General features: G+C 63.4%; 24 protein-coding genes and 2 pseudogenes. 3 read left to right on the forward strand and 23 right to left on the reverse strand.

Going from position 1 to position 19865, the window contains the following annotated elements:
• The 22 genes and pseudogenes from CAK78_RS20430 to CAK78_RS20525 all read right to left on the reverse strand — a co-directional run.
• On the reverse strand, window positions 1-605 hold a 605-nt coding region (locus CAK78_RS20430), incomplete at its 3' end, for a phage virion morphogenesis protein (RefSeq protein ID WP_094698507.1).
• A 10-nt stretch (window positions 606-615) separates the two neighbouring features.
• Window positions 616-2229 (reverse strand): hypothetical protein, encoded by a 1614-nt coding sequence (locus CAK78_RS20435; RefSeq protein WP_094698508.1) that lies wholly within the window; start codon window positions 2227-2229, stop codon window positions 616-618.
• The gene (locus CAK78_RS20440) at window positions 2226-2777 is read right to left on the reverse strand and encodes a baseplate complex protein (RefSeq protein WP_094698509.1); all 552 of its coding nucleotides are present in this window, start codon (window positions 2775-2777) and stop codon (window positions 2226-2228) included. Before CAK78_RS20440 ends, CAK78_RS20435 begins: the two co-directional genes overlap by 4 nt.
• Window positions 2774-4342, reverse strand: coding sequence for a phage tail-collar fiber domain-containing protein (locus CAK78_RS23265; protein WP_094698510.1), 1569 nt, complete (start codon window positions 4340-4342; stop codon window positions 2774-2776). Before CAK78_RS23265 ends, CAK78_RS20440 begins: the two co-directional genes overlap by 4 nt.
• Window positions 4339-4941: a phage tail protein gene (locus CAK78_RS20450; RefSeq protein WP_094698511.1), complete on the reverse strand. Its 603-nt coding sequence runs from the start codon at window positions 4939-4941 to the stop codon at window positions 4339-4341. The genes CAK78_RS23265 and CAK78_RS20450 overlap by 4 nt, the downstream gene beginning before the upstream one ends.
• Window positions 4934-6121 (reverse strand): annotated as a pseudogene (locus CAK78_RS20455) (baseplate J/gp47 family protein). Before CAK78_RS20455 ends, CAK78_RS20450 begins: the two are co-directional and overlap by 8 nt.
• Complete coding sequence (locus CAK78_RS20460; RefSeq protein ID WP_042870702.1) at window positions 6118-6441, reverse strand: DUF2590 family protein; 324 nt, start codon at window positions 6439-6441, stop codon at window positions 6118-6120. The pseudogene CAK78_RS20455 and the gene CAK78_RS20460 overlap by 4 nt, the downstream one beginning before the upstream one ends.
• Window positions 6442-6454: 13 nt before the next feature.
• Complete coding sequence (locus CAK78_RS20465; protein ID WP_094698512.1) at window positions 6455-8512, reverse strand: phage tail tape measure protein; 2058 nt, start codon at window positions 8510-8512, stop codon at window positions 6455-6457.
• A gap of 3 nt (window positions 8513-8515) precedes the next feature.
• Window positions 8516-8659 carry a DUF6890 family protein gene (locus tag CAK78_RS22930; RefSeq protein WP_167335816.1) on the reverse strand — a complete coding sequence of 48 codons (144 nt, stop codon included), beginning with the start codon at window positions 8657-8659 and terminating at the stop codon, window positions 8516-8518.
• A gap of 41 nt (window positions 8660-8700) precedes the next feature.
• Window positions 8701-8964, reverse strand: a complete 264-nt coding sequence (locus tag CAK78_RS20470; protein WP_017412260.1) for a putative phage tail assembly chaperone — start codon at window positions 8962-8964, stop codon at window positions 8701-8703.
• Window positions 8961-9188: an Rz1-like lysis system protein LysC gene (gene lysC, locus CAK78_RS23000; RefSeq protein WP_254924842.1), complete on the reverse strand. Its 228-nt coding sequence runs from the start codon at window positions 9186-9188 to the stop codon at window positions 8961-8963. The genes CAK78_RS20470 and lysC overlap by 4 nt, the downstream gene beginning before the upstream one ends.
• Window positions 9088-9519: a hypothetical protein gene (locus tag CAK78_RS23270; RefSeq protein ID WP_094698513.1), complete on the reverse strand. Its 432-nt coding sequence runs from the start codon at window positions 9517-9519 to the stop codon at window positions 9088-9090. Before CAK78_RS23270 ends, lysC begins: the two co-directional genes overlap by 101 nt.
• Window positions 9516-9995, reverse strand: a complete 480-nt coding sequence (locus CAK78_RS20480; RefSeq protein WP_094698514.1) for a TIGR02594 family protein — start codon at window positions 9993-9995, stop codon at window positions 9516-9518. The genes CAK78_RS23270 and CAK78_RS20480 overlap by 4 nt, the downstream gene beginning before the upstream one ends.
• A 1-nt stretch (window position 9996) precedes the next feature.
• Complete coding sequence (locus CAK78_RS20485; protein WP_042064913.1) at window positions 9997-10308, reverse strand: phage holin, lambda family; 312 nt, start codon at window positions 10306-10308, stop codon at window positions 9997-9999.
• 23 nt (window positions 10309-10331) lie between these two features.
• Entirely contained in the window at window positions 10332-10541 is a 210-nt protein-coding gene (locus tag CAK78_RS20490) for a TraR/DksA family transcriptional regulator (RefSeq protein WP_094698515.1), read from the reverse strand.
• Between the two features lie 10 nt (window positions 10542-10551).
• Window positions 10552-11007: a phage protein gene (locus CAK78_RS20495; RefSeq protein ID WP_042870714.1), complete on the reverse strand. Its 456-nt coding sequence runs from the start codon at window positions 11005-11007 to the stop codon at window positions 10552-10554.
• A 3-nt stretch (window positions 11008-11010) separates the two neighbouring features.
• The gene (locus CAK78_RS20500; protein WP_094698516.1) at window positions 11011-12147 is read right to left on the reverse strand and encodes a DUF2586 domain-containing protein; all 1137 of its coding nucleotides are present in this window, start codon (window positions 12145-12147) and stop codon (window positions 11011-11013) included.
• Window positions 12148-12172: 25 nt separating this feature from the next.
• Complete coding sequence (locus CAK78_RS20505; RefSeq protein ID WP_094698517.1) at window positions 12173-12688, reverse strand: phage tail protein; 516 nt, start codon at window positions 12686-12688, stop codon at window positions 12173-12175.
• The gene (locus CAK78_RS20510) at window positions 12685-13146 is read right to left on the reverse strand and encodes a head completion/stabilization protein (RefSeq protein WP_094698523.1); all 462 of its coding nucleotides are present in this window, start codon (window positions 13144-13146) and stop codon (window positions 12685-12687) included. The genes CAK78_RS20505 and CAK78_RS20510 overlap by 4 nt, the downstream gene beginning before the upstream one ends.
• A gap of 105 nt (window positions 13147-13251) precedes the next feature.
• Window positions 13252-13977 carry a phage terminase small subunit gene (gene gpM / locus CAK78_RS20515; RefSeq protein ID WP_042066260.1) on the reverse strand — a complete coding sequence of 242 codons (726 nt, stop codon included), beginning with the start codon at window positions 13975-13977 and terminating at the stop codon, window positions 13252-13254.
• 2 nt (window positions 13978-13979) lie between these two features.
• On the reverse strand, window positions 13980-15059 hold the full coding sequence (locus CAK78_RS20520) for a phage major capsid protein, P2 family (protein WP_094698518.1): 1080 nt from the start codon (window positions 15057-15059) through the stop codon (window positions 13980-13982).
• Window positions 15060-15069: 10 nt separating this feature from the next.
• Window positions 15070-15969, reverse strand: a complete 900-nt coding sequence (locus tag CAK78_RS20525; protein WP_094698519.1) for a GPO family capsid scaffolding protein — start codon at window positions 15967-15969, stop codon at window positions 15070-15072.
• A gap of 177 nt (window positions 15970-16146) precedes the next feature.
• On the opposite strand from CAK78_RS20525, the pseudogene CAK78_RS20530 reads away from it, so the two are divergent.
• The 3 genes and pseudogenes from CAK78_RS20530 to CAK78_RS20540 form a co-directional block, all read left to right on the forward strand.
• A pseudogene (locus CAK78_RS20530) lies at window positions 16147-17961 on the forward strand (terminase large subunit domain-containing protein); the annotation flags it as partial.
• A gap of 1 nt (window position 17962) precedes the next feature.
• Window positions 17963-19009, forward strand: a complete 1047-nt coding sequence (locus tag CAK78_RS20535; protein ID WP_254924843.1) for a phage portal protein — start codon at window positions 17963-17965, stop codon at window positions 19007-19009.
• A 57-nt stretch (window positions 19010-19066) separates the two neighbouring features.
• On the forward strand, window positions 19067-19321 hold the full coding sequence (locus CAK78_RS20540) for an ogr/Delta-like zinc finger family protein (protein ID WP_080741289.1): 255 nt from the start codon (window positions 19067-19069) through the stop codon (window positions 19319-19321).
• 26 nt (window positions 19322-19347) lie between these two features.
• Here the strand turns inward: CAK78_RS20540 and CAK78_RS20545 are convergent, their stop codons facing one another.
• The gene (locus CAK78_RS20545; RefSeq protein ID WP_094698522.1) at window positions 19348-19719 is read right to left on the reverse strand and encodes a helix-turn-helix domain-containing protein; all 372 of its coding nucleotides are present in this window, start codon (window positions 19717-19719) and stop codon (window positions 19348-19350) included.
• Window positions 19720-19865: the final 146 nt, after the last annotated feature.

The following is a 19865-nucleotide window of genomic DNA, read 5'->3' on the forward strand; positions in this document are numbered from 1 at the left end:
GGGGTCTCAACCGTCCAGCGGTTCTTCCGGGTCTCTCCGGTGGTGGTCCTGATCAGGATGGCAGCCCGGGCCACACTGACATGTTCCCGTATCCATTTGATGGAGGGTTTGCGGTAGCGACGACGAGCGCCCCGGTCTGACAGCACCTTGTACCCCAGCGCACGCAGGCGCTGCGCCTGGCTACGGGTGCAAGGGCTATCCGTTGGCTTGAACGGTTCCTTCTTATTGCCTCGTTCTGACTTCCTCGGTTGTGCTGGCTGGGGCGGCGCTGCCGTGAATGGCTGTGACATCCCCTGGTGGTTCTGGTTGGCGATCATCCCCGCAAAGCGGGAGTCGAAGTCGATGATGGCCGCGTCCTCGGTACCGCGAGAGCGCAGGCGCTTAGAGAGGCCAGTGAGCCGCTTGTGCTTGTGCTTGCTCTTGGTCGGCGCCCACTTTGTGCCATCAGGGGCCTTGCCGGCTCTAATACGCTGGCGGTTCACCTTGGCCACCTCGCGGCCTATCTGCTGGGTGATGCGCCGGCGTTTCGCGGGTGGCAGAGAGGCGGCGTCCAGGCGCGCCAGCAGGTGGTGCATGGCGCCCTGATTAAGGGTCAGTGAGATCATGTGTGCATCCCTATTCGATAATGGGGGAGAGCTGGCCAGCCAGCAGCTTGGCTTGTTGGCCCTGTTGGGTCATGGCTGCGCTGTTACCGGGGGCAGGCCCGTTGCCGTGGGTGTGACTGGCTGTGGCGGCGGCCAGCTGCTCTACCACGTTCATCAACTGCAGCAGCAGCCGGAAGATGTTCACGCCCTCGGTTCCCATCCACGAACGGGGCGCCTCCAGGTGTTGCAGCTCGCCGGCAACTGCCCGGCGCAGTTGGCCCACCACCTCGACCAGATCCCCCGCCGTGGTCTGGCTCATGTTGCCCAGGCTTCCCAGGGTGATGTCATCCCCGGCCAGCAGCTCGATGGCGCCCAGCGCCTCGATGAGCTTGAACCCACCCACCTCCTCGATGCTGTGCTGGGCCACCTGTAGCCGATGCTGGCCATGTTCCCCCAGGTAATCGTCACTCTGGTGGTGCATCTGCAGGGCGCGGTCATGCAGGCGCCGGTCGGTGTGGCGGGAGAGGTTGCCCACGGTGTCGGTGCGGCTGAATACCTCGACCCGTTGCTGCTGCAACTGCTCTCCCGGGGCGATGTCCGGCAGGGGCAAGCCGCTGCCGAGCACGGTGCGGATAAAGGGCCGGTCTGCCCGCCCGAAGGCAAACCCCAGTTCAACCAGCGTCCCCTCGAGGGGGAACTGCAGCAGGCCCTGTTCCTGCCCGCCGAACTGCACCGGCAGCGGTACCGCCCGATACAGCGGGGCGGCCTTGTCCGGTTGGCCGTCCTCGCCCAGCAGCTGCACGTCCACCGCATAGCGTGGGCGGAATGGGTCATTGAGCTGGCCGGCGCAGGCCTGGTCGCTGATGGCCTCGACCCGCCCGAACTTAGGCAGGTGCATCTTGTCGGCGAGCTCCGGGAACTCCCCCTCTATCTTGCGCCGCTCCAGCGACTTGCTGGCCTTGCCCGGGGTGACGGTGGTCAGGGTCATTTCATCCCCTTTGAGCCGCACCCGGGTGACCCGCTTGCCGTTGACGGTCGCCCCGGGGCGCATGGCCGGTACCGGTGACAGGGTGATGAGGTTGCCTGCCTGGCGGGCGGTCCAGGCCGAGTCAATCTCGACCTCCCGACCATGCCAGCGGCAATCGGCGTGGCTGCCCACGAAAATGTCGCCATCGGGTTGCTGGTACCAGACAAAGTCGGGTACCTCGAAGGCGCGGCCGGCGTGCTCCAACAATTGGTAACCGGTGCCGGCGCTGGTGAAGTTGGGGATCGGCCGGTCTGCATAGTCAGCCGCGGCTGGCAGCATGAACACCAGACCGGTCTCGGTGCTGAGCCAGGCCAGCAGGTTGCGCAGGGTGGCATGCTGCATGCTGACAGGGAGGCGACCGGCCAGCACGCCCGCCAGTTCTCGGCAGAGCAGTTGCACGGCCCCCGAGGCGGCGGGTTGCACGTCGTATACGTAACCGGTGAACCAGCGGCGCAGTTCGTTGTTGTAACCGACATCGATGGTGATCGGTTGGCCTTTTTGCGCCTTGGCCTGAGCGGTCAGGGCTGCCCGGCCGCCGGCGTTGAGGTCCAGCATGATGTCGTGCTCGACCAGGTGAGCCGGTTGGTCATTGATGGTCAGACGGGTGCTCAGCTTCATGCCAGGACATCTCCCAGTTTGTCGTCGAGTTTCTTAAAGAAAGCCTCTCCCGTGGAAAGCTTCTCATCCCCTGATTGACCATTTCCGCCATTGGCCGCCGTGGTACCGGTGGAGCCTTTGCCAAGGTTGGCGGGGTTACCTGGTAGACGGGCTTCGCGCTTCTCCGGTACCGAGTTGAATTCCTTCAAGGTGAACTGCACATGCCAGGCCAGCAGTCCCTCCTGTTCGCTGGCGGTGATGCGCCCGGCAAACTTGGCCTGGCGCACCTTCACCGACTTGGCGAGCAGCGACCCGATCCGGTAGACGTGGCGCTTGCCGCCGTTCCCCTTGGCATCGGCCAGCTCAAACAGCCGGCTCAGCATGCGATCTTCCTTGAACGGGATGAGGCCGGAGACATCGAGCTCTTTGCCCTTGGCGCCCTGTTCGGCGCTGCTGGTCGAGCTGGTCTGGCCGCTTTGGTCCTTGTCCTGAAACTGCATCGATGCGGAAACCCGCATCGACTTCATGATGATGGGCTCGCCATCCAGGGTCAGCATGGCTTGGCTCATGGGGTTAACTCCTGCCAGAAGGTGAGCGGGGAGGGGGAGAGCAGCAGGGCCGCGACCGTCATGCTCTGGCTGTGGTCGGGGGGCGCACTTTGGCCGAGCTGGGTGGCGAGGCTGGCCGCATCCCCCTGGCCTTGCCAGTGCCAAAGCGTGCCGGACAGTGCCTCCAGTTTGGTCAGCGCCTCGGCGAGTTGTGCCAGGCGGGCGGTGCGGCGTGCCGCTAGCCCCTGCAGCCTGGCAATCGGGGTCTGGCTGTCCCTGGCCAGGCTTTCCAGCTGGGTAAGCGTTGCCCCCAGCGCTAGGCGGGCGGGGCGCAGCGGTACCCAGCTCAGCGGCTCATTGGCGCGCCAGCGTGGCACCTTGGCCGCCGTGGGCTGGCTCATGGTGTCATTGTTGGCGGTGAGGCGGCGCAGGGTGGCGCACCACTCCGGCAACGGTAGCAGGGCGCAGAGGATGGCCAGCTGCTGGGCCAAGTCCTCGGCGCTGTTACCAGTGACCAGCCAGGCGAGGGCATGCAGTTGTCCGCTGGGCAGCAGGGGATCGGCCCCGTCCTGCAGCTTGGTGGCCAGGGTGGCCACCGCATTGGGGGCGGCCAGTGCTTGCGGTAGCCCCTCCACGTTATCAATCAGGTGGCTGTGGCTGTTGTTTTTGACCTCCACCGCGATGGTGACGCCCTGGGCGTCTTCCAGGATGCCTTTGCCGGTGACATCCCCGGTCAGCTCGATGGTGCGCTTGCGGCGCACGTCGGTGACGCTGCCATTGGCATTGACGATGGCCACCTTGGCCACATGGTGCTGATGGCCGTTGGCGTCCAGGTAATCCACCAGGTCGGGCACGCTTAAGCTAAGGGTGAAGTGGTTCACCCAGGCATCGAGCAAGGAGCCCGCCCGGTAGATGTCGAGCCAGAGCCCCACCGGCTTGGCGCCCGGGGTCACCTTCTTGACCTCGTTCAGCTCTGCCCGCAGGCCGCCTACGTAGGCCACCCCGGGCTGCACCTTGTAGACCCCGGATTCGTTGACCAGATTAAAGCCGTTGCCGTAGAAGGTGGCCGGCCCGAAGAACTGCAGCGCTTGCAGGCGCAGGTCGTCGTCCATCCCGCGCAGGCGGGCCGCATAGTCAATCTGCCAGGTGCTGGCGTCCACGTGGGTGGCGGTGGCTTCCGAGGCCCGGTCGTACTCCATCAGCATGGATTTCACCAGGCTGTTGCCAGTCTGGCCGGTGGCCTCATTGGTCTTGAGCTTGGTCTCCAGCCCCTTGTGCACAATCATCCCCACCACGCCGGTGGCCTTGTTGATGAGATACATGGCGTTGAAGCTGAAATCGCCGACCGTGGTGTCCATCACGATGGTGTAAGCCACCGCGTCGTTGTTGATGCGCCCGCGCTGGTCCACCGCGTGGCGGTGCACAATCTGGTTCGCCGGCGGCAGGCCGCTGTCCGGGTTGATGGGTGCCTCGGGGTCGAGGCCTGGCACCTTGGCCAGCACGAACTCATCGAGCACCACCGGCGTCTGGTTGGTCAGGCACTCCTGCCAGTAGCGGGAGAAAGCGTTGGTAATGATCTGGCTCATGCGTTCCTCTTGAGTGTCGCGCTAAACACCTGCTGGCTCATGTCGATGCGACCGAACCGCAGGGTGCCGGTGACCGGGTAAACCACCTGGAAGCGGTAGCGGCGGCAGGTGCGGCCATAGTGTTGAATGAGGGTTTCCATCAGTTTCTGGTTGGCTGCGATGGCGCCGTCGGTCACCTCGATGGTGATGACGTCCCAGGGCGCGCCAGCTTGGCGTTCGTGAATGTCACACCAGCCAATGCCAAGGCGCTCGAAAATGCGCTTAAAGCCGGCCACCTCGCCGGCGTCTCGGGCGTTCACAAAGGCGAACTTGACCCGCTTGCGAAAGAGCGGCAGCGGCTCGCCGTTGAAGCGGCTGATGTCCCGCTCCCAGGCGAGCAGCGCCAGCAGGGATTCTGAGCAGGTCAGCGGGTCTTGCTGTGCCAGCGGCAGCAACAGCCAACCTTTGACCCGTTGCCAGAAGGCATTGATCCCCTTGGCCAGAAACCCGGGCTCGGCGTGGGCTGGGCTGATGGTGTAGCCGTCTTCCCACCAGGGGGCGCTGGCATCGGGTAGTACCGGCGCCTGCAGGTCGTGTTCAAGCGGGGTCGGGTCAGTCATGCAGGGTCACCTCCAGAGTGCTCAGGCGCGGGATGGCCAGCCCCGACACGATGTCATCTTGTGCAAACTTGAGGCTCTGCAGTTGCGGGAACTGGCTGTGCAGCTCGCGGGCCAGCTGGGAGAGCGAGAAGCGCGAGCGCGGCCAGGTGCGGGTGACGCTTGGGAAATCCGCCGACTGGCGAAACGCCGCCTTGACCAGACTTTCGGCGCCCGCCTTGAGCGCGGTTTTCTGCTCGTCGGTGAGGTTGGGTTGAGGCCAGATCGTCAGCGTCAGGCTGTGCTGGGTCTCGGGCATGGCCATCACGAACAGGTCATCGCCGTGGCCATGGTTGCCCTAGCGGCCCACGTAGTCATTAAGCTGGTTGATGAGGCTGGCCGGGGTGGCGCCCACTTCCAGCAGGATGTAAGCGTTGGCGGTCCCCGGGCCGCGAGGCCCCTCATGCTCAAAGAAGATGTGATCGGCCCGGATCCCCGCCACGCTGGCCAGCATGGAGCGGTAAATCGCGTCGATATGGTAGCGCCCCACCGCCGAAAACTGGTTCTGGATGCGCAGGCCGAGCGCGTCGTTGCCCTCGGCATCGGCGCCCTGGGTGGTGATCCACTCCTTATCATCGTTGCGGGCCGAGAGGATGCCGGTGACCGGTTCGCTCAGCAGGTTGTAATACCCCGGGGCCAGATTCCAGGCGCTGCCGGCAAACTCGGCCTCGCAGACCACCTTGGCCACCGCCTCGCCGGCGGGGCTGACCACCGCCTGCAGGGGCCTCACCCGGTAGATGGTGCCGTTGATGCGCTCGGTGGTGATCCAGATATCGGCCGGGATGGTGACCGCCTCGCCGGGGTTCACCTTGACGAAGTGGATCACTCCCCGGGTTTTCTGGGCAGCCTTACGGGTCAGGTCCACGTCCCACGCCTTGAGATCGAGATAGGCATCGGTGGCGGTGGCCGCAAAGGTGTTGGGCAGCACATGGCCGGCCAAGAGCGTGCGGATAAGCCAGAGCGCCGGGGTGATGACCACCCCGCGCACCAGCCGCCAGAAGGGGCTCACATCGCTGTCGTTGGTGATGAGGGAGCCAGCGGCCACCACCTCCTTTTTGAGTTCAGCCTCCATGGCCTGCTCGGTGGTCGGCACACCGGCCTCGGCCAGCAGGGCCATAAAGTCCACGTTCGGGCGCAGGTTCACAGGGTTACCTCCAGATTGCCGAATTCATAGGTGCGAGCGGTGACCAGCACCCGGTCGGGGGCCTCTTCACGGATCACGATGGTGCCTGGTACCAGCCGCTCGTCGTCTTCTACCAGCAGTTCAATCTCGGTCATCACATCCGCGCGCAGGGTAGGGCTGCGCTCGCCGATGAGCTTGCGGGCCAGCCCCGACTCCATGATGCGGTGCTTGATGTCCTGACCGATGCTGTGGCGGTCCTGGGTGTAACGTGGCTGGCCGCCGGCATCGAGTTGCCAGGCGCCGTTCACCACCAGGAGATCGATGTACTTGGGTTCGTTCATGGCGCTGTGCTCCTCATCCGCGCTGCTCCACCCATGCGTTTTTCTCCAGCTCGTCCGGTGTCGGCATGGTTTGGGGGGTGATGTGCACCTCGCCGATATGCAGGGCGCGGGTCGGCTTCTGGTTGGCCGCACTGGCCGACGCGTTGGCCTGGATCAGTTGTTGGCCCAGACCACCTGCTGGCACCTTGCTCTGCTCCTGCTGGCGGTAGTCAGCCAAGGGGCTGTTCACCACGCTGGCAGGGGGCGCCATTGCCACGGGGGAGGCGGCCCACTTTGGCAGCACGTCCACGTTCAAGGCGCCGGTATCGAACTGGGTGCCCAGGAACTGATTCGAGGCATCGAGCGCGGTCTTGATGAGCGCGATCAGCGCCCGCCACGGGGTCAGCAGGTTGTCGAAGGCCGCGCCAAGGATATTGCCCATCCGGCGGCCGGCATCGGCCACGTTGTCGATGCCGACGCTGGCCTGGTTGGTTTGCTCAAAGAAGCTGCCGAGCCAGGCGATCCCCTGACCGAGCAGCCCCACGATGAGGGTGAAGAAATCCACCAGGGGGGCCAGTGCCTGTGAGGCGAGCGGGCCAAAGGTCTCGGCCAGCCCACCAAAGAAGGCGCTCAGCAGTTCAAAGTCGGTCAGCACTGCGAAGGTGGCGCGCAGCTCGTCCCAGTAGATGATGGCCAGCACCACGGCGGCGACCAGCGCCAGGATCGCCCCGATGATGATCACCGCCGGATTGAGGCTCATGGCCATGTTGACGGCCATGATCACCGGGCGCAGGCCCGCGAGGGCCTTCTTGAACAGGGTGAGGGGAGCGGTGAGGCCACCAAAGGTCAGCGCCCAGGCCAGGGTGGCCAGCTTGGCGAGGCCGGCCAGCATCAACCAGGCGCCGGTCACGATGCCAAGGCCGGCGATGGCCAGCACGGCGTACCCCACCACCTTGGTGAAGTTGGGAAAGATCCGGGTCCAGCGCAGCACCACGGCGCCGCCATCGGCAAAGGCGCCCACCACCTTGTTGATGGAGGGGAGCACCGCCCCAAAGGCGGCAGCCCGGATCGCGAACCAGGCCGATTTGACCCGTTTCCACTGATCTACCATGGCCTTGGCCATCTGCTCGGCCTTGCCCATGCCGTGGGTGTTGGCCAGGGCGTTGATACTGGTGGCCAGGCCCTGGGTGTTGCTCATCAAGAGCTTGATCATGGAAACCGCTTCGTCCGAGCCAAACGCCTTTTTCAGCTCGTCGCTGCCAGCCACGGTGAGGGTTTCACCATAGCGGGCCTTGAGCTTGTCCAGGATATCGAGCACCGGCAGCATGTTGCCCGCCGAGTCGGTGAACTTGAGGCCAAGCGCTTTCTGGGCACTGCCGACACCGGCCAGGAAGGACTTGAACTTGGTACCGGCCTCGCCGCCGCCCATGGTGGCCTGCAGGTGGCCGAGCACGGCGAACTGCTCATCCATCGAGATCCCGGCGGCGGTGGCGTTGGCGCCAATGCCCTTGAAGGCATCAGTCATGCCCTGGCCGGTGGTCTTGAACATCTGCACCGCGAGCGCAGTCTTGCCGGCGACATCCTCCACCCAGTTGGCCTTGCCCATTTTCTTGGCCTGCTGCTCGAAGATGCCATACATGGTGCCCATGTAGTTGGTGATGGTGGCGGTGTCGGCCTTGGTGGCCTTGGCCAGCACGCCGGAGGCGCGGGCAAAGGAAGGCAGTTCATTGCCCTCCAGCCCGGCGATGGCGGATTGGATATCGTAGGAGGCGCTGACAAACGCGCTGGCCGATTCGCCGTACTTGACGGAGAACATCAAGGCGGTGTCGGAGAGCTGCTTGAGGGTCTTTTCATGGACATCGAGCGAGGCCACTTCGGCCAGTGCTGCGTCCATTTCCAGGGCTGGCCCCAGCGCGTTCTGGATCGCCATGGTGCCGGCCAGCATGGCGGCGCCACCGCCGGCGATATTGGCAAAGCCGCTTTGCGCGGTCTCTTTCACCCGGTTCAGCTGGCTGTTGATGCCCGCAAGCGGCCGGGTAACGGCATCTATCAGGGCAATCCTCATGATCAGTTGTTCGGTGACAGAAGCCATGATTTATCCATTGAAGGCGGTGGCGATGCCCTCGGCGACGGCATGGGCGAGGCGTTGGGCGTGGTATTTGTCTAACCAGAGGGCGCGAGCCAGGGTGTCGAGCTCGTCATCTTCATGGGGCAGGTAGTGGCGACGCAGCGCCAGCACCTGCTCCAGTTGGTTGTGCTCGATGGCCTCGGCGCGCGCGGTCAGTTTTTTACTTCGATATCCAGATCCGGGGCGTACTGCTCGTTGACCTTGGCGGCGATCTGCAGAGCCGCGCCCGGGCGGGCCAGCAGGCCATCCAGTGCCTCTTTGCTGTCGGCGTCGACGATGCGCTTGAGGTACTGGTGGGACGGCGCCACCTTGTCGGTCATCGACAGGCCGTTGATGTAGCTGTTGTAGGCCACCATGGTGGGCACAAAGCGGATATCAGTGCCGGCGATAGTCAGGGTGATGGTTTGCTTGCTCATGGGGTGGTTTCCTCTTGTTCAATCCACTGGTTCAGGGTTGTGATCTGGGTTTGGCAGCGGCGCAGTGCCGTCTGCAGGGTGGGGATGAACCGCACGGCCTCGCCGTAGGTGGTCCCCGTAAAGTCAGGCTCCGGGCAGTGGGGCACCAGCCCCGGCGGCGGCAGGCGCTTGGCCACCTTGGTTTGCACCACCGTGGTGGGCTGGCTGGAGCAGGCGCAAAGCACCGCTAGGCAGAGGCTCGCGAGCGCAGTCTGGGCGGCCCGCCGGCGGTGTGGCCAGGGCTTCTTGCAGTTCATCGGCGGTTTTCCTGTTCTGGTTGTCGAGCTCGGCCAAGGCCGCGTTCTGGTCGCTCAGCAGCAGGCGCAGGCCCGTCGTCATCAGCTGTTGTGCCTGCAGTTCGGTGGCCTGCTGGCTGTTGACGGTCTGCAGGTGGGTGATCGTGGTTTGTTGCTCGCCCAGCGTGCGCTGCATGTCCACGCTGCGGCGGTGGGTGACATAGAGCGCCAGCACCAGCAGCAGGCCCACGATCCCCATGACCTTGCTGAAGGTGCTCATGCTTCCCCCATCGACAACTGGGCAGGGGTACCGATGGGCAGCTCGCCGGTCGGCATCGGTTCATGCAGCGGCCAGCGGTACCCGGTGACGCGGGTCAGCGGGAATTCACGGATATTCACCTCATCCCCTTGGTTACCACCGAGCACCAACAGGTTGCCGGAGGGGGACTTGCCCACCACGAACCCCACATGGCCACCGCCATCGCGGGTGAACACCACCACGCAGCCAGGCACGGGGCGATCCAGTTTTTCGCCCCATTCCAAGTAGCTTTTGGCACTCTCAAAGCGGGTTGACTGAATGCCGACCCGTTCCAGGCAAGCCCCGACAAAGGCGGCGCACCAGGGGGTTTCATCGTCTTTGATGCCGCCCCGCTTGATGGCCTTCCACATGTCCAGGATGGCTTGAGCATGCTTGGGCCCTTTAATCTCTTTCAGGCCCAAAAACGTGCGGGCCTCTTCAATCCAGCGCAGTGCCATGTCAGTTTTCCTTCTTGTTGAACATCAGTGCGGCCCGGTCGCGGATGATGTCGATCCCAAGCAGTCCCACCATGCCGCCCAGCAACGGGGTGGCCTCCTGGGGGATCCCGAGCAAGTGGGTACCGGTGGCGGCCGCCAGGGTGATGAGGCCGCACAGCAGGGATTCGATCAGCCGGCGGCGACCCCGCCCACCGGCGTAGGTGATGCGCAGGAAAGCGATGGCCAGCGCCAGCAGTGCCCCATAGACGGCGGGCCAGTTGTCCATCAACCAGGCCAGTAGAGCGGTCCAGAAGGTGGGGTCTTTGTTTGGCATAGGGTTCATGTCCGTTGCTCTGATTAGCGACCCAGCCGCTCAAGGCGGGTCTGACAGGGGACGCACAGGCGCACCCCGGGGATATGGCGGCGGCGTCCTTCCGGGATGGGGTCGTCGCACTCTTCGCACTGGTGCAGGCTTTCCCCTTGGTAACGCCCTTTGCCCACCTGATTGGCCAGCTGGGCCGCCAGCATGCGGGCGGCGTGATGGTTGGCGCGGTCGATCTCGTCCAAGGCGCGCCCCTTAATCCATCAGGTGGCGGGTGTCGTCCTTGGAGAGGTACGGCACGCCATCGAGGTGGATAAAATCGGGGGAGGTGACAAAGCCTTTCACCTTGTGCACGGTCTTGCTGCCGCCTTTGGGATCGATGTCGAGCAGGTCGGCCACGTTCAGCTTGACGCCGAAGGCTTCCACCTTGATCTCCTCGCTGCCGGTGCTGGCGTAGAACAGCACGTCGTCCGGCTCCATCCCGCGCCAACTGCCGGCCCGTTTGGCGGCGGCGATCAGCTGCTTGAGGTTCTTGGTGTCGAGCTCGAATTCACACTCGGCCGAGACATCCCCATCCACAAAGCCATCGGGAATACCCCGGGTTTGCGCCACCGCGCTGTTGTCGGTGATGGAGAGGCTGGCCTTTTCGACGTGGACCATGGCCCCCATCAGGGTGGTGTCGAAGTTGATACCGGAAAAGCGTTTGGTCACGGGTTAACCCTCCCCGTTGTTGAGGCTCAGATCGAGCATGATGTTGGCGGTGATACCCTTGGGGCAGTCCACGGTACGCACCACCACAAACACCGCGACCAGGTTCTTGGCGGTCCACTGGATGCTGATGTCGCCATCCTGGGGGGAGGCGATGTCGCCCGGGAACAACTGGCCGTTGATGGTGGTGGCCTTGGCCATGGTGCGCAGGTCTTTGCCAAAGTAGGTGATGGCCATGGCGGTGCTGCCCGGGGTGGAGTTGAACGAGCGATCCCCGATGCGGGCAATGGCGCGGATACGCATCCGGCGCGCCACCTTGTAGGCAATGCGCAGGTTTTCGATCACCTGGTAGTCGCCGCCCTCGGCATCTAGGGTGCGGCCATCGGCCCAGTAGGTGCCGTCATAGTCCGGGTACCACATCGGCACCGAGAACCGGTTTTGCTCCAGGGTCTGCAGGGTGGCCAGCGGCAGCGGGATCCCGTCTTTGTCCACCGGCTTGTTGCCAAGTCCGACCAGGGCGCCGGTTTTCACCCGGCAGGGGCTGTCGGCGATGCTCACCGCCCGGTTGCACAGGCGCCCCGCATAGGCGCCGGCGAGGTTCGGCCAAAGCTGCGGTACCAGGCTGATGGAGTCGGCCTTGATGCCCTCTTGCAGGGTGGCCAGCGCGGTCTCGTACTCGCTCCAGGCTTGGGCGGTGCCCTCCTTGCCGACGGCCTTGGCAACAATGCCGGGCACGGCCAGCAGCATGAACTGCCAGCGCCCCCACTTGGCGATCAGCTCCTGGTTGAGTGCGTGGGCGGCGTTGATGCCCGCCTGGTCCCACTCCTGACCCAGTACCAGGACCCCTTCAAACGATTGGGTCTGCTGGGCGCTGCGCACGGCATCAAGCCAGGATTGGTCGGTGGGCAGCACATAGGCGCCGGCGGTCCAGTTCTGGCCGGCGTTATCGCGGGCGGCCAGCAGGTTGGCCTTGAGCTCGCTGTCTGCGCTGCCAAGCAGCTGGTCGAGGTCTGACTGGGCATTGAGGGAGAGCAGCTTGCCGGTGTTGCTGGCGGCGCTGCCGATGAACAGCAGGTGGCGTTCGACCTCGGTGACCGGCCCCTGCATCTGGTTCAAGTTGTTGATCTGCACATAAGGCCACATGGCGCGGGCTCCTTAAGTCTCGGGGTTAGCGGTGCACGGGGTGGGCGCTGCCCGCCACCGACAGGGTGATTTCATCGGCCACCCACACTTCAAAGGGGGCCACGGTCCAGGTCTTATCCAGCCAGCGGATTGCACCGTCCGGGTCTTCCACGATGCGCAGGGGCTCGGCGAACTTCACCTCCAGATCCAGGTCGGCGCTGTGCTCGTCATTGGGCACCACGTCATAGGTGGGATCGGGCAGGGCGAAGCGCTCGCGGAAAGGGTCGTTTTCCTGTATCCAGCTGGCGATCACCGCCAGCAGGGTCTCGGTGCGGCATTCCCGAAACGGCAGGCTTTCCAGGGAGAACACGGCGGTGTATTTGAGCCAGGCCAGATCCATCCCGGTGATCCCCATGTCCTTGGGCTCCAGGCTGATGGTGCCGCCCTCCATCCAGCTGTCGAGGGAACGGGCGCAGCGGGCCGGCAGCACGCGCTCAAGCTCGCGGTGCAGGGCTGCCAGGAAATACCCCTGGGGATGCAGGGCCTCGTCGGTTTCGCTCATATCATCGAGACCCCGACCCGGTGCTTGTTCTTGATACTGCGCACCAGCTGCTGGCTTTCGGCCAGCAGCTGCTCACGCAGGTCGGGGGCGCGCTCGGCCAGGTCTTTGCGAGCGTCCCGCTCGGTGACCGTGGCGAACTCAGGGATTAGCATGGCTTTGGCCCGGGCAAAGACGGCGGCCAGGTAGGTCTCTGTCAGCGCGTTGTTGCCGCCGGCGAGGCGGGGGCCGGGCACCTGACCGGCCTCGGTGTAGCCCTGGGCTCGCAAGGTGGCCTGGTGGCGGGTCAGCTGCAGATTGATCTCGCTGATGGCCGCCAGCAGGGCCGCACTGATGGCGTCGCTGTCCATGTCAGCGGGCAGCGCGCGCCGGCGCTCGAAGTCGCCACACACCACGTCAGGCCAAAAGCCGTCATTGGTGATGCTCTGCTCGCTGTAGCGGATGCTTTTGCCTGAAATCATGTGCTGCCCTATCAATTGGGGCGCCCCTGAGGCCACGGGATTGAGCGCGGTGCGAGCGGTCAGCTGCAGGCTCATCCCCGCCGGGGCGCGGTGGCGTGGGAGTCGTTATTCTGGGTTGAGTGCGCGCAGGCGCATGGCGATCTTGTGGCGCAAGGTACCGACCCCGATCTTGCTGTGGGTCTTCTCGGCCAGGGCCAGCCAGTGGTCGGCCTGCTCCAGGGTGGCGTTGTCTGCCAGCGCGCTGGGGCGAGGTACCCCGTCCTTGTCACGCAGCAGCAGGCAACCGGCCAGCTTGTACCATTTGGCGGTGGCCTGTTCGTTGAGGCGCCAGTCACCCCGCACCTTGTCGAACACCCGGGAGAACCAGGGCTCAACGCCATGGCCCAGCGCCGCTTGCTCCTCGGCCCAGCCCAGTACGGTGTCGGCGGTGAAATGGGCCCAGTCGCGCTTGATGTTGCCGGGGGTGCGCTGGTTCTGCTCGATGGCCAGCAGCGCCCAGCTGATGGCGGTTTCCAGATCGCCGATATCAAACGCCCACACGATCAGGCGTTGAAACAGCGCGTTCTGGTACACGGTGCCGAGCGCCGCCAGTTCCAGGTACTTGTCCACGTAGGGGCGATATTTGGGAAACAACTCATCCCGCTTCATCGCCACCTTGTCGCTCATCCTGGCCAGCGCCTTGAGCCGGGCCATGTCCTGCTCCAGAGCAATCAGCTGCAGGTGCAAGCTGTTGGCCACAAGTCCTGTGGCTTGCCCGGTGGTGGCGGCTTGCGCCGCCCCCAACTGGGCCAGGACCTGCTGCTTGTGACGCATGCCAGGTGAGAGGGCCATGGTTAGGCCTCCGGTTCGCTGTGCGCGTCAGCACCAGCCGGCGGGGCAGCAGGGCGCGCCCCGACCACCACGTCGGCCTCTTCATAGCTGCCAAAGGCTTCATATTCGCCGATGGCATAGCCTTCCTGACGCCAGTACTGATTTTCAAAGCCCTTGGTGTCGTCGTTGTCGGCGGCCTTGCGCTTGCGGGTGTTGCGCTGGGTGTAGATGTGCAAGTTGGCCAGGGTGGTGACCCACATCCCGTTCGCCGGGAAATAGGGCGGGATGTAGGCCGGGCGGCCGGCAATGGACTTGGCCAGCTGCTGGGCGGCGATCTGCTCGGTAGGCTTGGTGGCCTCGCTGTAGAGCTTGGCTTGGGCCGCGGCCACCAGGTCGGTACCGACCAGCACTACCAGACGGGGATCGGTACGATAGAGCGGGTTGATGGTGGCGTTGATGAGGTCAGATGCCATTTCATCCAGGGTCTTGAAGTCGCCGTGGCCGTCCGGGTCGAAATAGATCTTGTCGCCGGCGGCGGCTTTCACCACCTGGCTCCCCTTGTTCCACTCACGCGCCAGCTGCTGCCAGCCCTTGTTGACGTCTTCACCGAGCGGGTATTTGACCGGATCGGAGTCATCGGCGATGTGGGTACCGTTAAAGCCCACCCGCAGCATGTCGAGGCCAAAGGTCTGGTTGGTGAAGTCGGACACCAGCTGCACGAACTGGCCTTCGTGGCCGGCGTTGGCCCAGGTGCACAGGGTGCTCCAGTCCAGGCGCACGCAGGAATCGGTCTCGGTCAGGCTGTACTTGTTGCCGTCGACCCCAATCTTGCGACGAAAACGCCCTTCAACCTTGCGGCCGGTGTGCAGGGCACTGGCGCCGACCTGCACCACCTGACCGGTCAGCTGGTCCACGTCTAGGCAGGTGATGAGTTTGAGGAACTCAGTGGATTCGAGGATGGCGCTGCGCAGCACCGTTTCCATGGGGGCGCTGACCGAGAACTGCTTGGCCAGCGCGTTCTCGGGCACGTTGAAGGCTTTGGCCAGCAGCGCGTTGTAGTGATTCAGGCACTTCTCAGCCTGCGGGGTTTTGGTTTGACTCACAGGGGGCTCCTCAGCAAACGGTCGGGTGGGTGTCGCTGCCGCCCAGGGTATCGGGGCGCTGGTTCGGTGCTTCTACCGAGAACTTTTCGATCTTGGCGTTGAGGCCGGTCAGCTGTTCGCCCAGGCCCTTGAGGGTCTGCTCGAAGGCCGAAAACTGCTCAGTGGTGACGGCGACCGGGGCGGGTTCGGTGACAGCCGGTTGCTTGTCTGCCGTCAGCGCGTCGATCTTGGCGCCAAAGGTTTCAATCTGGGTGCCCAGCGCGGTGAACATCCCCGCCAGCTTGTTCATCTGTTCTTCGTTCATGTCGGTACTGTCCTCGGGTTGGGGTCTGGTCGGGGCATCGGTGGGTATGAACCCGTTGGGGGCACCGTGGCCGCCCAGGAAGTTGAACACCTTGTGCAGGAGCGAGACGCGGTCAGGGGCACCCTGCTCGTCCTCGGGGAAAGAGAAGCCGGACAAGTCCAGCGGCTGGCTGATCCCCACGGTCGGCGACGGGTGCTTGGCGGAAAACTTGAGCATGGTGGTGCCGGTGCTGGCGGGAATGTCCGTCACGCCCACCGCAAACAGATAGGTTTTGCCCTGACCGGTGAAGTTATCCAGTGGCTCGATGGAGCAGAATTTGTATTGGCCGCGCTGGTTCTGATAGATGAGGTCGCGGGTCGGGCAGAGGATGGCGAACAGGGTGTGTTTGCCGTCCACCTTGTCAGCCTTGAGGGCCTGCACGTAGCCTAGGTTCTCGCCCCATTTCTCATGGTCAGGCCAGAGCTGTGCGCAGTAGAAAGTGGGATCGTAGGTGTCGGCCATGTCGGTGATCCACTTGGCCGAGATCTCACGGCCATCCACGGACTGGCCCTCAGTGGCGATCGCCACCCAGCCGGTGCGCAGTGATGAGTCTGTCGGTGTTGGCACGGCGGCCTCCTGGTGTCGAATTGGCGTCAGGTTATCGGGGTCAGCGCAGGGGAGCACTCAGAGGTGTTCGGGCGATTTCGGATAGCGGGGGTTATCCGAATTCATCCGAATGAAGGCGGCGGGAGGGGCGGGATCGGCTCAGTATCATGAGCCCCAGCTTTATGACTGGGGAGCCTCATGGCCTATACAGAAGAGGTACGACAAACCGCCAAGCGGCTTTATCTGCGCCATTGGAGTGCACGGGAGATCAAGGAGGAACTCGGCCTTGGCAGCGTGCGGGTGGTGTACCTGTGGGCCGAGAAGTACGGCTGGACGGAGCTATTGAGCGACGAGGCGCTGGAAGATGCGATCACCCGTCGTTACCAGGCGCTGGCCGCCAAGCCGAAGAAGAACCACGCCGACCTAGCCGAAATGGACCGGCTCATCAGCCACCACGTCGCCCTCAAGGCGGAGGCCGTCAAGCTGGCCGAGCGCGAGCAGGCTCTCAAGGCTCGCCGGCAGGCCACCCCGTCAGATGAGACTGGCGAGGTGGGCGAGGGTGAAAGACGTCGCCAACGCGGGGAGAGCAAGCCGAAGAAGGGCGGCAAGAAGACCAAAAACTGGGTCAATGACTTGGGCCCCGAAGACTTCGAGGGGTGGCTGGCCTCCCTGTTCCCGCACCAGCTGTACGTGCGGGAGGTCAAGAACGACCCGGCTATGCCGCGCACCCGCAATATCCTCAAGTCCCGCCAGATTGGCATGACCTACTATTTCGCCGGCGAAGCGCTGGAGGATGCCATCTTGACCGGTGGTAATCAGGTGTTCTTGTCGGCTACCCGTGCCCAGGCCGAGATCTTCCGCTCCTACATCATCAACATTGCCCGCAAGTTCTTAGGCGTGGAGCTCAGCGGCAACCCCATTGTGCTCTCCAACGGCGCGCAGCTGGTGTTCTGCTCAACCAGCGCCAACAGTGCCCAGGGCTACACCGGCAACTTTTACGCCGATGAATACTTCTGGATCAAGAACTTCAAGGCGGTCACCGATGTGGCTACCGGCATGGGCTCGCAATCCCACTGGCGCAAGACCTTTTTCTCCACTCCGTCCAGCAAGGCCCACGGCGGTTACAAGCTGTGGACCGGGGATGACTGGAAGGGTAAGGATCCGGCCCGCCAGGCCATCGAGTTTCCGACCGAAGCAGAGCTGCGCGACGGCGGCCGGGTCTGCCCGGATCGGGTATGGCGCTACATCCTCACCCTGGAAGAGGCGGTGTCGACCGGCTTCAACCTCATCGACATTGAGGCGCTGCGGGAAGAGACCGCCATCGAGGTATTCGATCACCTCTACATGTGCGCCTTTGTGGACGATGAAGCCTCGGTGTTCAAGTTTCAGCACATGGAGCGGGCCCAGACCAGTATCAGCAACTGGAGCGACTACACCCCGGGGCATCCCGAGCCGTTCGGCAAGCGCGAGGTGTGGCTGGGCTATGACCCTAGCCGTACCCGCGATAACGCCACCCTGGTAGTGGTCGCCCCGCCGCTGTTCCCGGGCGAAAAGTTCCGGGTGCTGGAGAAGCATTTCTGGCGCGGGATGAACTTTCGCTACCAAGCGGACGAGATAGAGAAGATCGCCAAGAAATTCCGGGTCACCTATCTGGGGATTGATGTCTCCGGCGTGGGGAGTGGGGTCTATGACCTGCTGCAGCCCGTGTTCAAGTCAACCATCACCCCAATTAACTACAACGTGGAGAGCAAGGCCCGGCTGGTACTCAAGATGGTGGATGTGGTCGAGTCAGACCGCATCGAGTGGGATCAGGAAGACATCGAGATCCCGCTGGCCTTCATGAGTATCAAGCGCAGCACCACCGGCGGCGGCCAGCTGACGTTCCGGGCCTCACGCAGCAGTGAAACCGGACACGCTGACGTGTTCTTTGCCATCGCCCACGCGGTGGACAACGAACCGCTCGACACATCGCGCCGCCGCAAATCCACCTGGGCCATCAGCAAACGAGGAAAACATGAGCCGCAAACAGCGCTTTCAGCAGCGGGCCGAGCGGCCCACCCCCAGTACAACCGGCAGCCGGCCCTCGGTCAGTTTTTCCATGGCCGAACCCATCGACCCCACGGCCTGGATGACCGATTACACGGACGTGTTCTACAGCCCCTGGGGCGAGTATTACCTGCCGCCCATCGACCGGCAGGGGCTGGCCAAGGTCGCCCGCGCCAATGCGCACCATGGCGCCATCCTGATGGCGCGGCGCAACATGGTATCGGGCCGCTTTATCAGCAGCGAAGGGGTGCCCCGGGAGGTGATCACCGCCTTTGTGCATAACCTGCTGCAGTTCGGGGACGCTGCCTTGCTCAAGCTACGCAATGGGTTTGGCCAGGTGGTGGGGCTCTACCCGTTATCGAGTCTGTACGTGCGCCGCTGCCAGGATGGCAATTTCCTAATGCTGCAGCGGGACGGTAGTTACAAACGCTATCTGGCGGCCGACATCATCTGGCTGGCCCAGTACGACCCGGTGCAGCAGGTGTATGGCCAGCCCGATTACCTGGGGGGCCTGCAGTCGGCCCTGCTCAACCAGGACGCCACCATGTTCAGGCGCAAATACTTCCTCAATGGGGCGCACATGGGGTTCATCTTCTACGCCACCGACCCGAACATGGACGATGACCAGGAGGCGGAAATGAAGGAGATGATCGCGAGCTCCAAGGGGGTCGGGAATTTTCGCTCGATGTTCGTCAACATCCCAGGCGGCAAGCCCGATGGCATCAAGCTTATCCCGGTGGGGGACATTGCAACCAAGGACGAGTTTGCGGCCATCAAGGCGATCACCGCCCAGGATGTGCTGACGGCGCACCGGTTCCCGGCCGCGCTTGCCGGCATCATCCCGGCCAATGGTGGTGCGGGTCTCGGCAACCCGGAGCAGTACGACCGGACCTATGCCCGCAACGAAACGCTCCCGATGTGCGAGCTTATCCAGGATGCGATCAATGGCGCCAACCTGCCGCGCCGGCTGCAGGTGGATTTCAATCGGTCGTTGGAGATCGGTGTTACTGTATAGAGATCCAGCTTAGGGTATAATCGAGCGGTTTTTTATCGACGGTATCAGGGGGGATTTATGCGGGTATTTTGCCGGGAATGTGGGGAGCTGGGGCGCATCACCAAGACGCACCGCCTGAGCCGTGATACCGCCGATCTGTACTGCCAGTGCACGGATGCAGAATGCGGGCACAGCTGGGTGTCGCAGGTGTCATACAGCCACCCACTGAGCCCATCGGGCCGCACAACCAGTCAACTGGCGTTGAGTCTTATCAACTCGCTTAGCCAAGAGGGGCGGCAGGCCCTGCAGCGGGAACTCAATCTGGGACAATGAAAAAGGGGCGCATGATGCGCCCCGTTCTATTGCTCAATGAGCTGGTAGTCTTTGATCAGCACATCAGCCGGGATCCCCAAGCCTTTATTCAGACGTCGGATCATGCTCAGCGACAATTTACGTTGACGCTTGAGAACTTCGGTCACGCGGCTGGGTTGGCCGAGATAGAGCACCATATCTTGTTTCACCAGTCCCATTTGTTCCATACGAAATTTGATGGCCTCTACAGGATCAGGGGCATCTATCGGGTGGTATCTATCCTCATAGACCTCCACCAAGGTAGAAAGCACATCAAGTTCATCAAATTCAGGCGTACCAGGAACCGCGCTGAGCAGCGCCTCAATACGCGCAAGCGCTGTGGTATAGGCGGCGGCAGTTCTAATCGGTTCAATATTCATAATGTTTTACTCCAACAAAGGAGAGGAGGGAGCCTATTCATTGGCTCCCGGCTCTACGTCATATGTTCGTTACGTCTATTTTGTCGTACTCCTTGTGAGTGCCGATGAACTTGATAAAGCAAATCCCTACCTGATTACCCATGATT

The organism is Aeromonas sp. A35_P, from assembly GCF_002259925.1.
In the GTDB taxonomy this organism is placed as follows: domain Bacteria; phylum Pseudomonadota; class Gammaproteobacteria; order Enterobacterales; family Aeromonadaceae; genus Aeromonas; species Aeromonas dhakensis.

What these genes read in the sequence shown, in the direction of transcription:
- CAK78_RS20535 (WP_254924843.1), top strand. Translation starts at nt 17,963, where the DNA reads ATGAGCCGCAAACAGCGCTTTCAGCAGCGGGCCGAGCGGCCCACCCCC.
- gpM (WP_042066260.1), bottom strand. Translation starts at nt 13,977, where the DNA reads ATGGCCCTCTCACCTGGCATGCGTCACAAGCAGCAGGTCCTGGCCCAG.
- CAK78_RS23265 (WP_094698510.1), bottom strand. Translation starts at nt 4,342, where the DNA reads ATGAGCCAGATCATTACCAACGCTTTCTCCCGCTACTGGCAGGAGTGC.
- CAK78_RS20480 (WP_094698514.1), bottom strand. Translation starts at nt 9,995, where the DNA reads ATGGCACTGCGCTGGATTGAAGAGGCCCGCACGTTTTTGGGCCTGAAA.
- CAK78_RS20540 (WP_080741289.1), top strand. Translation starts at nt 19,067, where the DNA reads ATGCGGGTATTTTGCCGGGAATGTGGGGAGCTGGGGCGCATCACCAAG.
- CAK78_RS20485 (WP_042064913.1), bottom strand. Translation starts at nt 10,308, where the DNA reads ATGCCAAACAAAGACCCCACCTTCTGGACCGCTCTACTGGCCTGGTTG.
- CAK78_RS20505 (WP_094698517.1), bottom strand. Translation starts at nt 12,688, where the DNA reads ATGAGCGAAACCGACGAGGCCCTGCATCCCCAGGGGTATTTCCTGGCA.
- CAK78_RS20450 (WP_094698511.1), bottom strand. Translation starts at nt 4,941, where the DNA reads ATGACTGACCCGACCCCGCTTGAACACGACCTGCAGGCGCCGGTACTA.
- CAK78_RS20440 (WP_094698509.1), bottom strand. Translation starts at nt 2,777, where the DNA reads ATGAGCCAAGCCATGCTGACCCTGGATGGCGAGCCCATCATCATGAAG.
- CAK78_RS20510 (WP_094698523.1), bottom strand. Translation starts at nt 13,146, where the DNA reads ATGATTTCAGGCAAAAGCATCCGCTACAGCGAGCAGAGCATCACCAAT.
- CAK78_RS20500 (WP_094698516.1), bottom strand. Translation starts at nt 12,147, where the DNA reads ATGTGGCCTTATGTGCAGATCAACAACTTGAACCAGATGCAGGGGCCG.
- CAK78_RS20545 (WP_094698522.1), bottom strand. Translation starts at nt 19,719, where the DNA reads ATGAATATTGAACCGATTAGAACTGCCGCCGCCTATACCACAGCGCTT.
- CAK78_RS20460 (WP_042870702.1), bottom strand. Translation starts at nt 6,441, where the DNA reads ATGAACGAACCCAAGTACATCGATCTCCTGGTGGTGAACGGCGCCTGG.
- CAK78_RS20465 (WP_094698512.1), bottom strand. Translation starts at nt 8,512, where the DNA reads ATGGCTTCTGTCACCGAACAACTGATCATGAGGATTGCCCTGATAGAT.
- CAK78_RS23270 (WP_094698513.1), bottom strand. Translation starts at nt 9,519, where the DNA reads ATGAGCACCTTCAGCAAGGTCATGGGGATCGTGGGCCTGCTGCTGGTG.
- CAK78_RS20470 (WP_017412260.1), bottom strand. Translation starts at nt 8,964, where the DNA reads ATGAGCAAGCAAACCATCACCCTGACTATCGCCGGCACTGATATCCGC.
- CAK78_RS20435 (WP_094698508.1), bottom strand. Translation starts at nt 2,229, where the DNA reads ATGAAGCTGAGCACCCGTCTGACCATCAATGACCAACCGGCTCACCTG.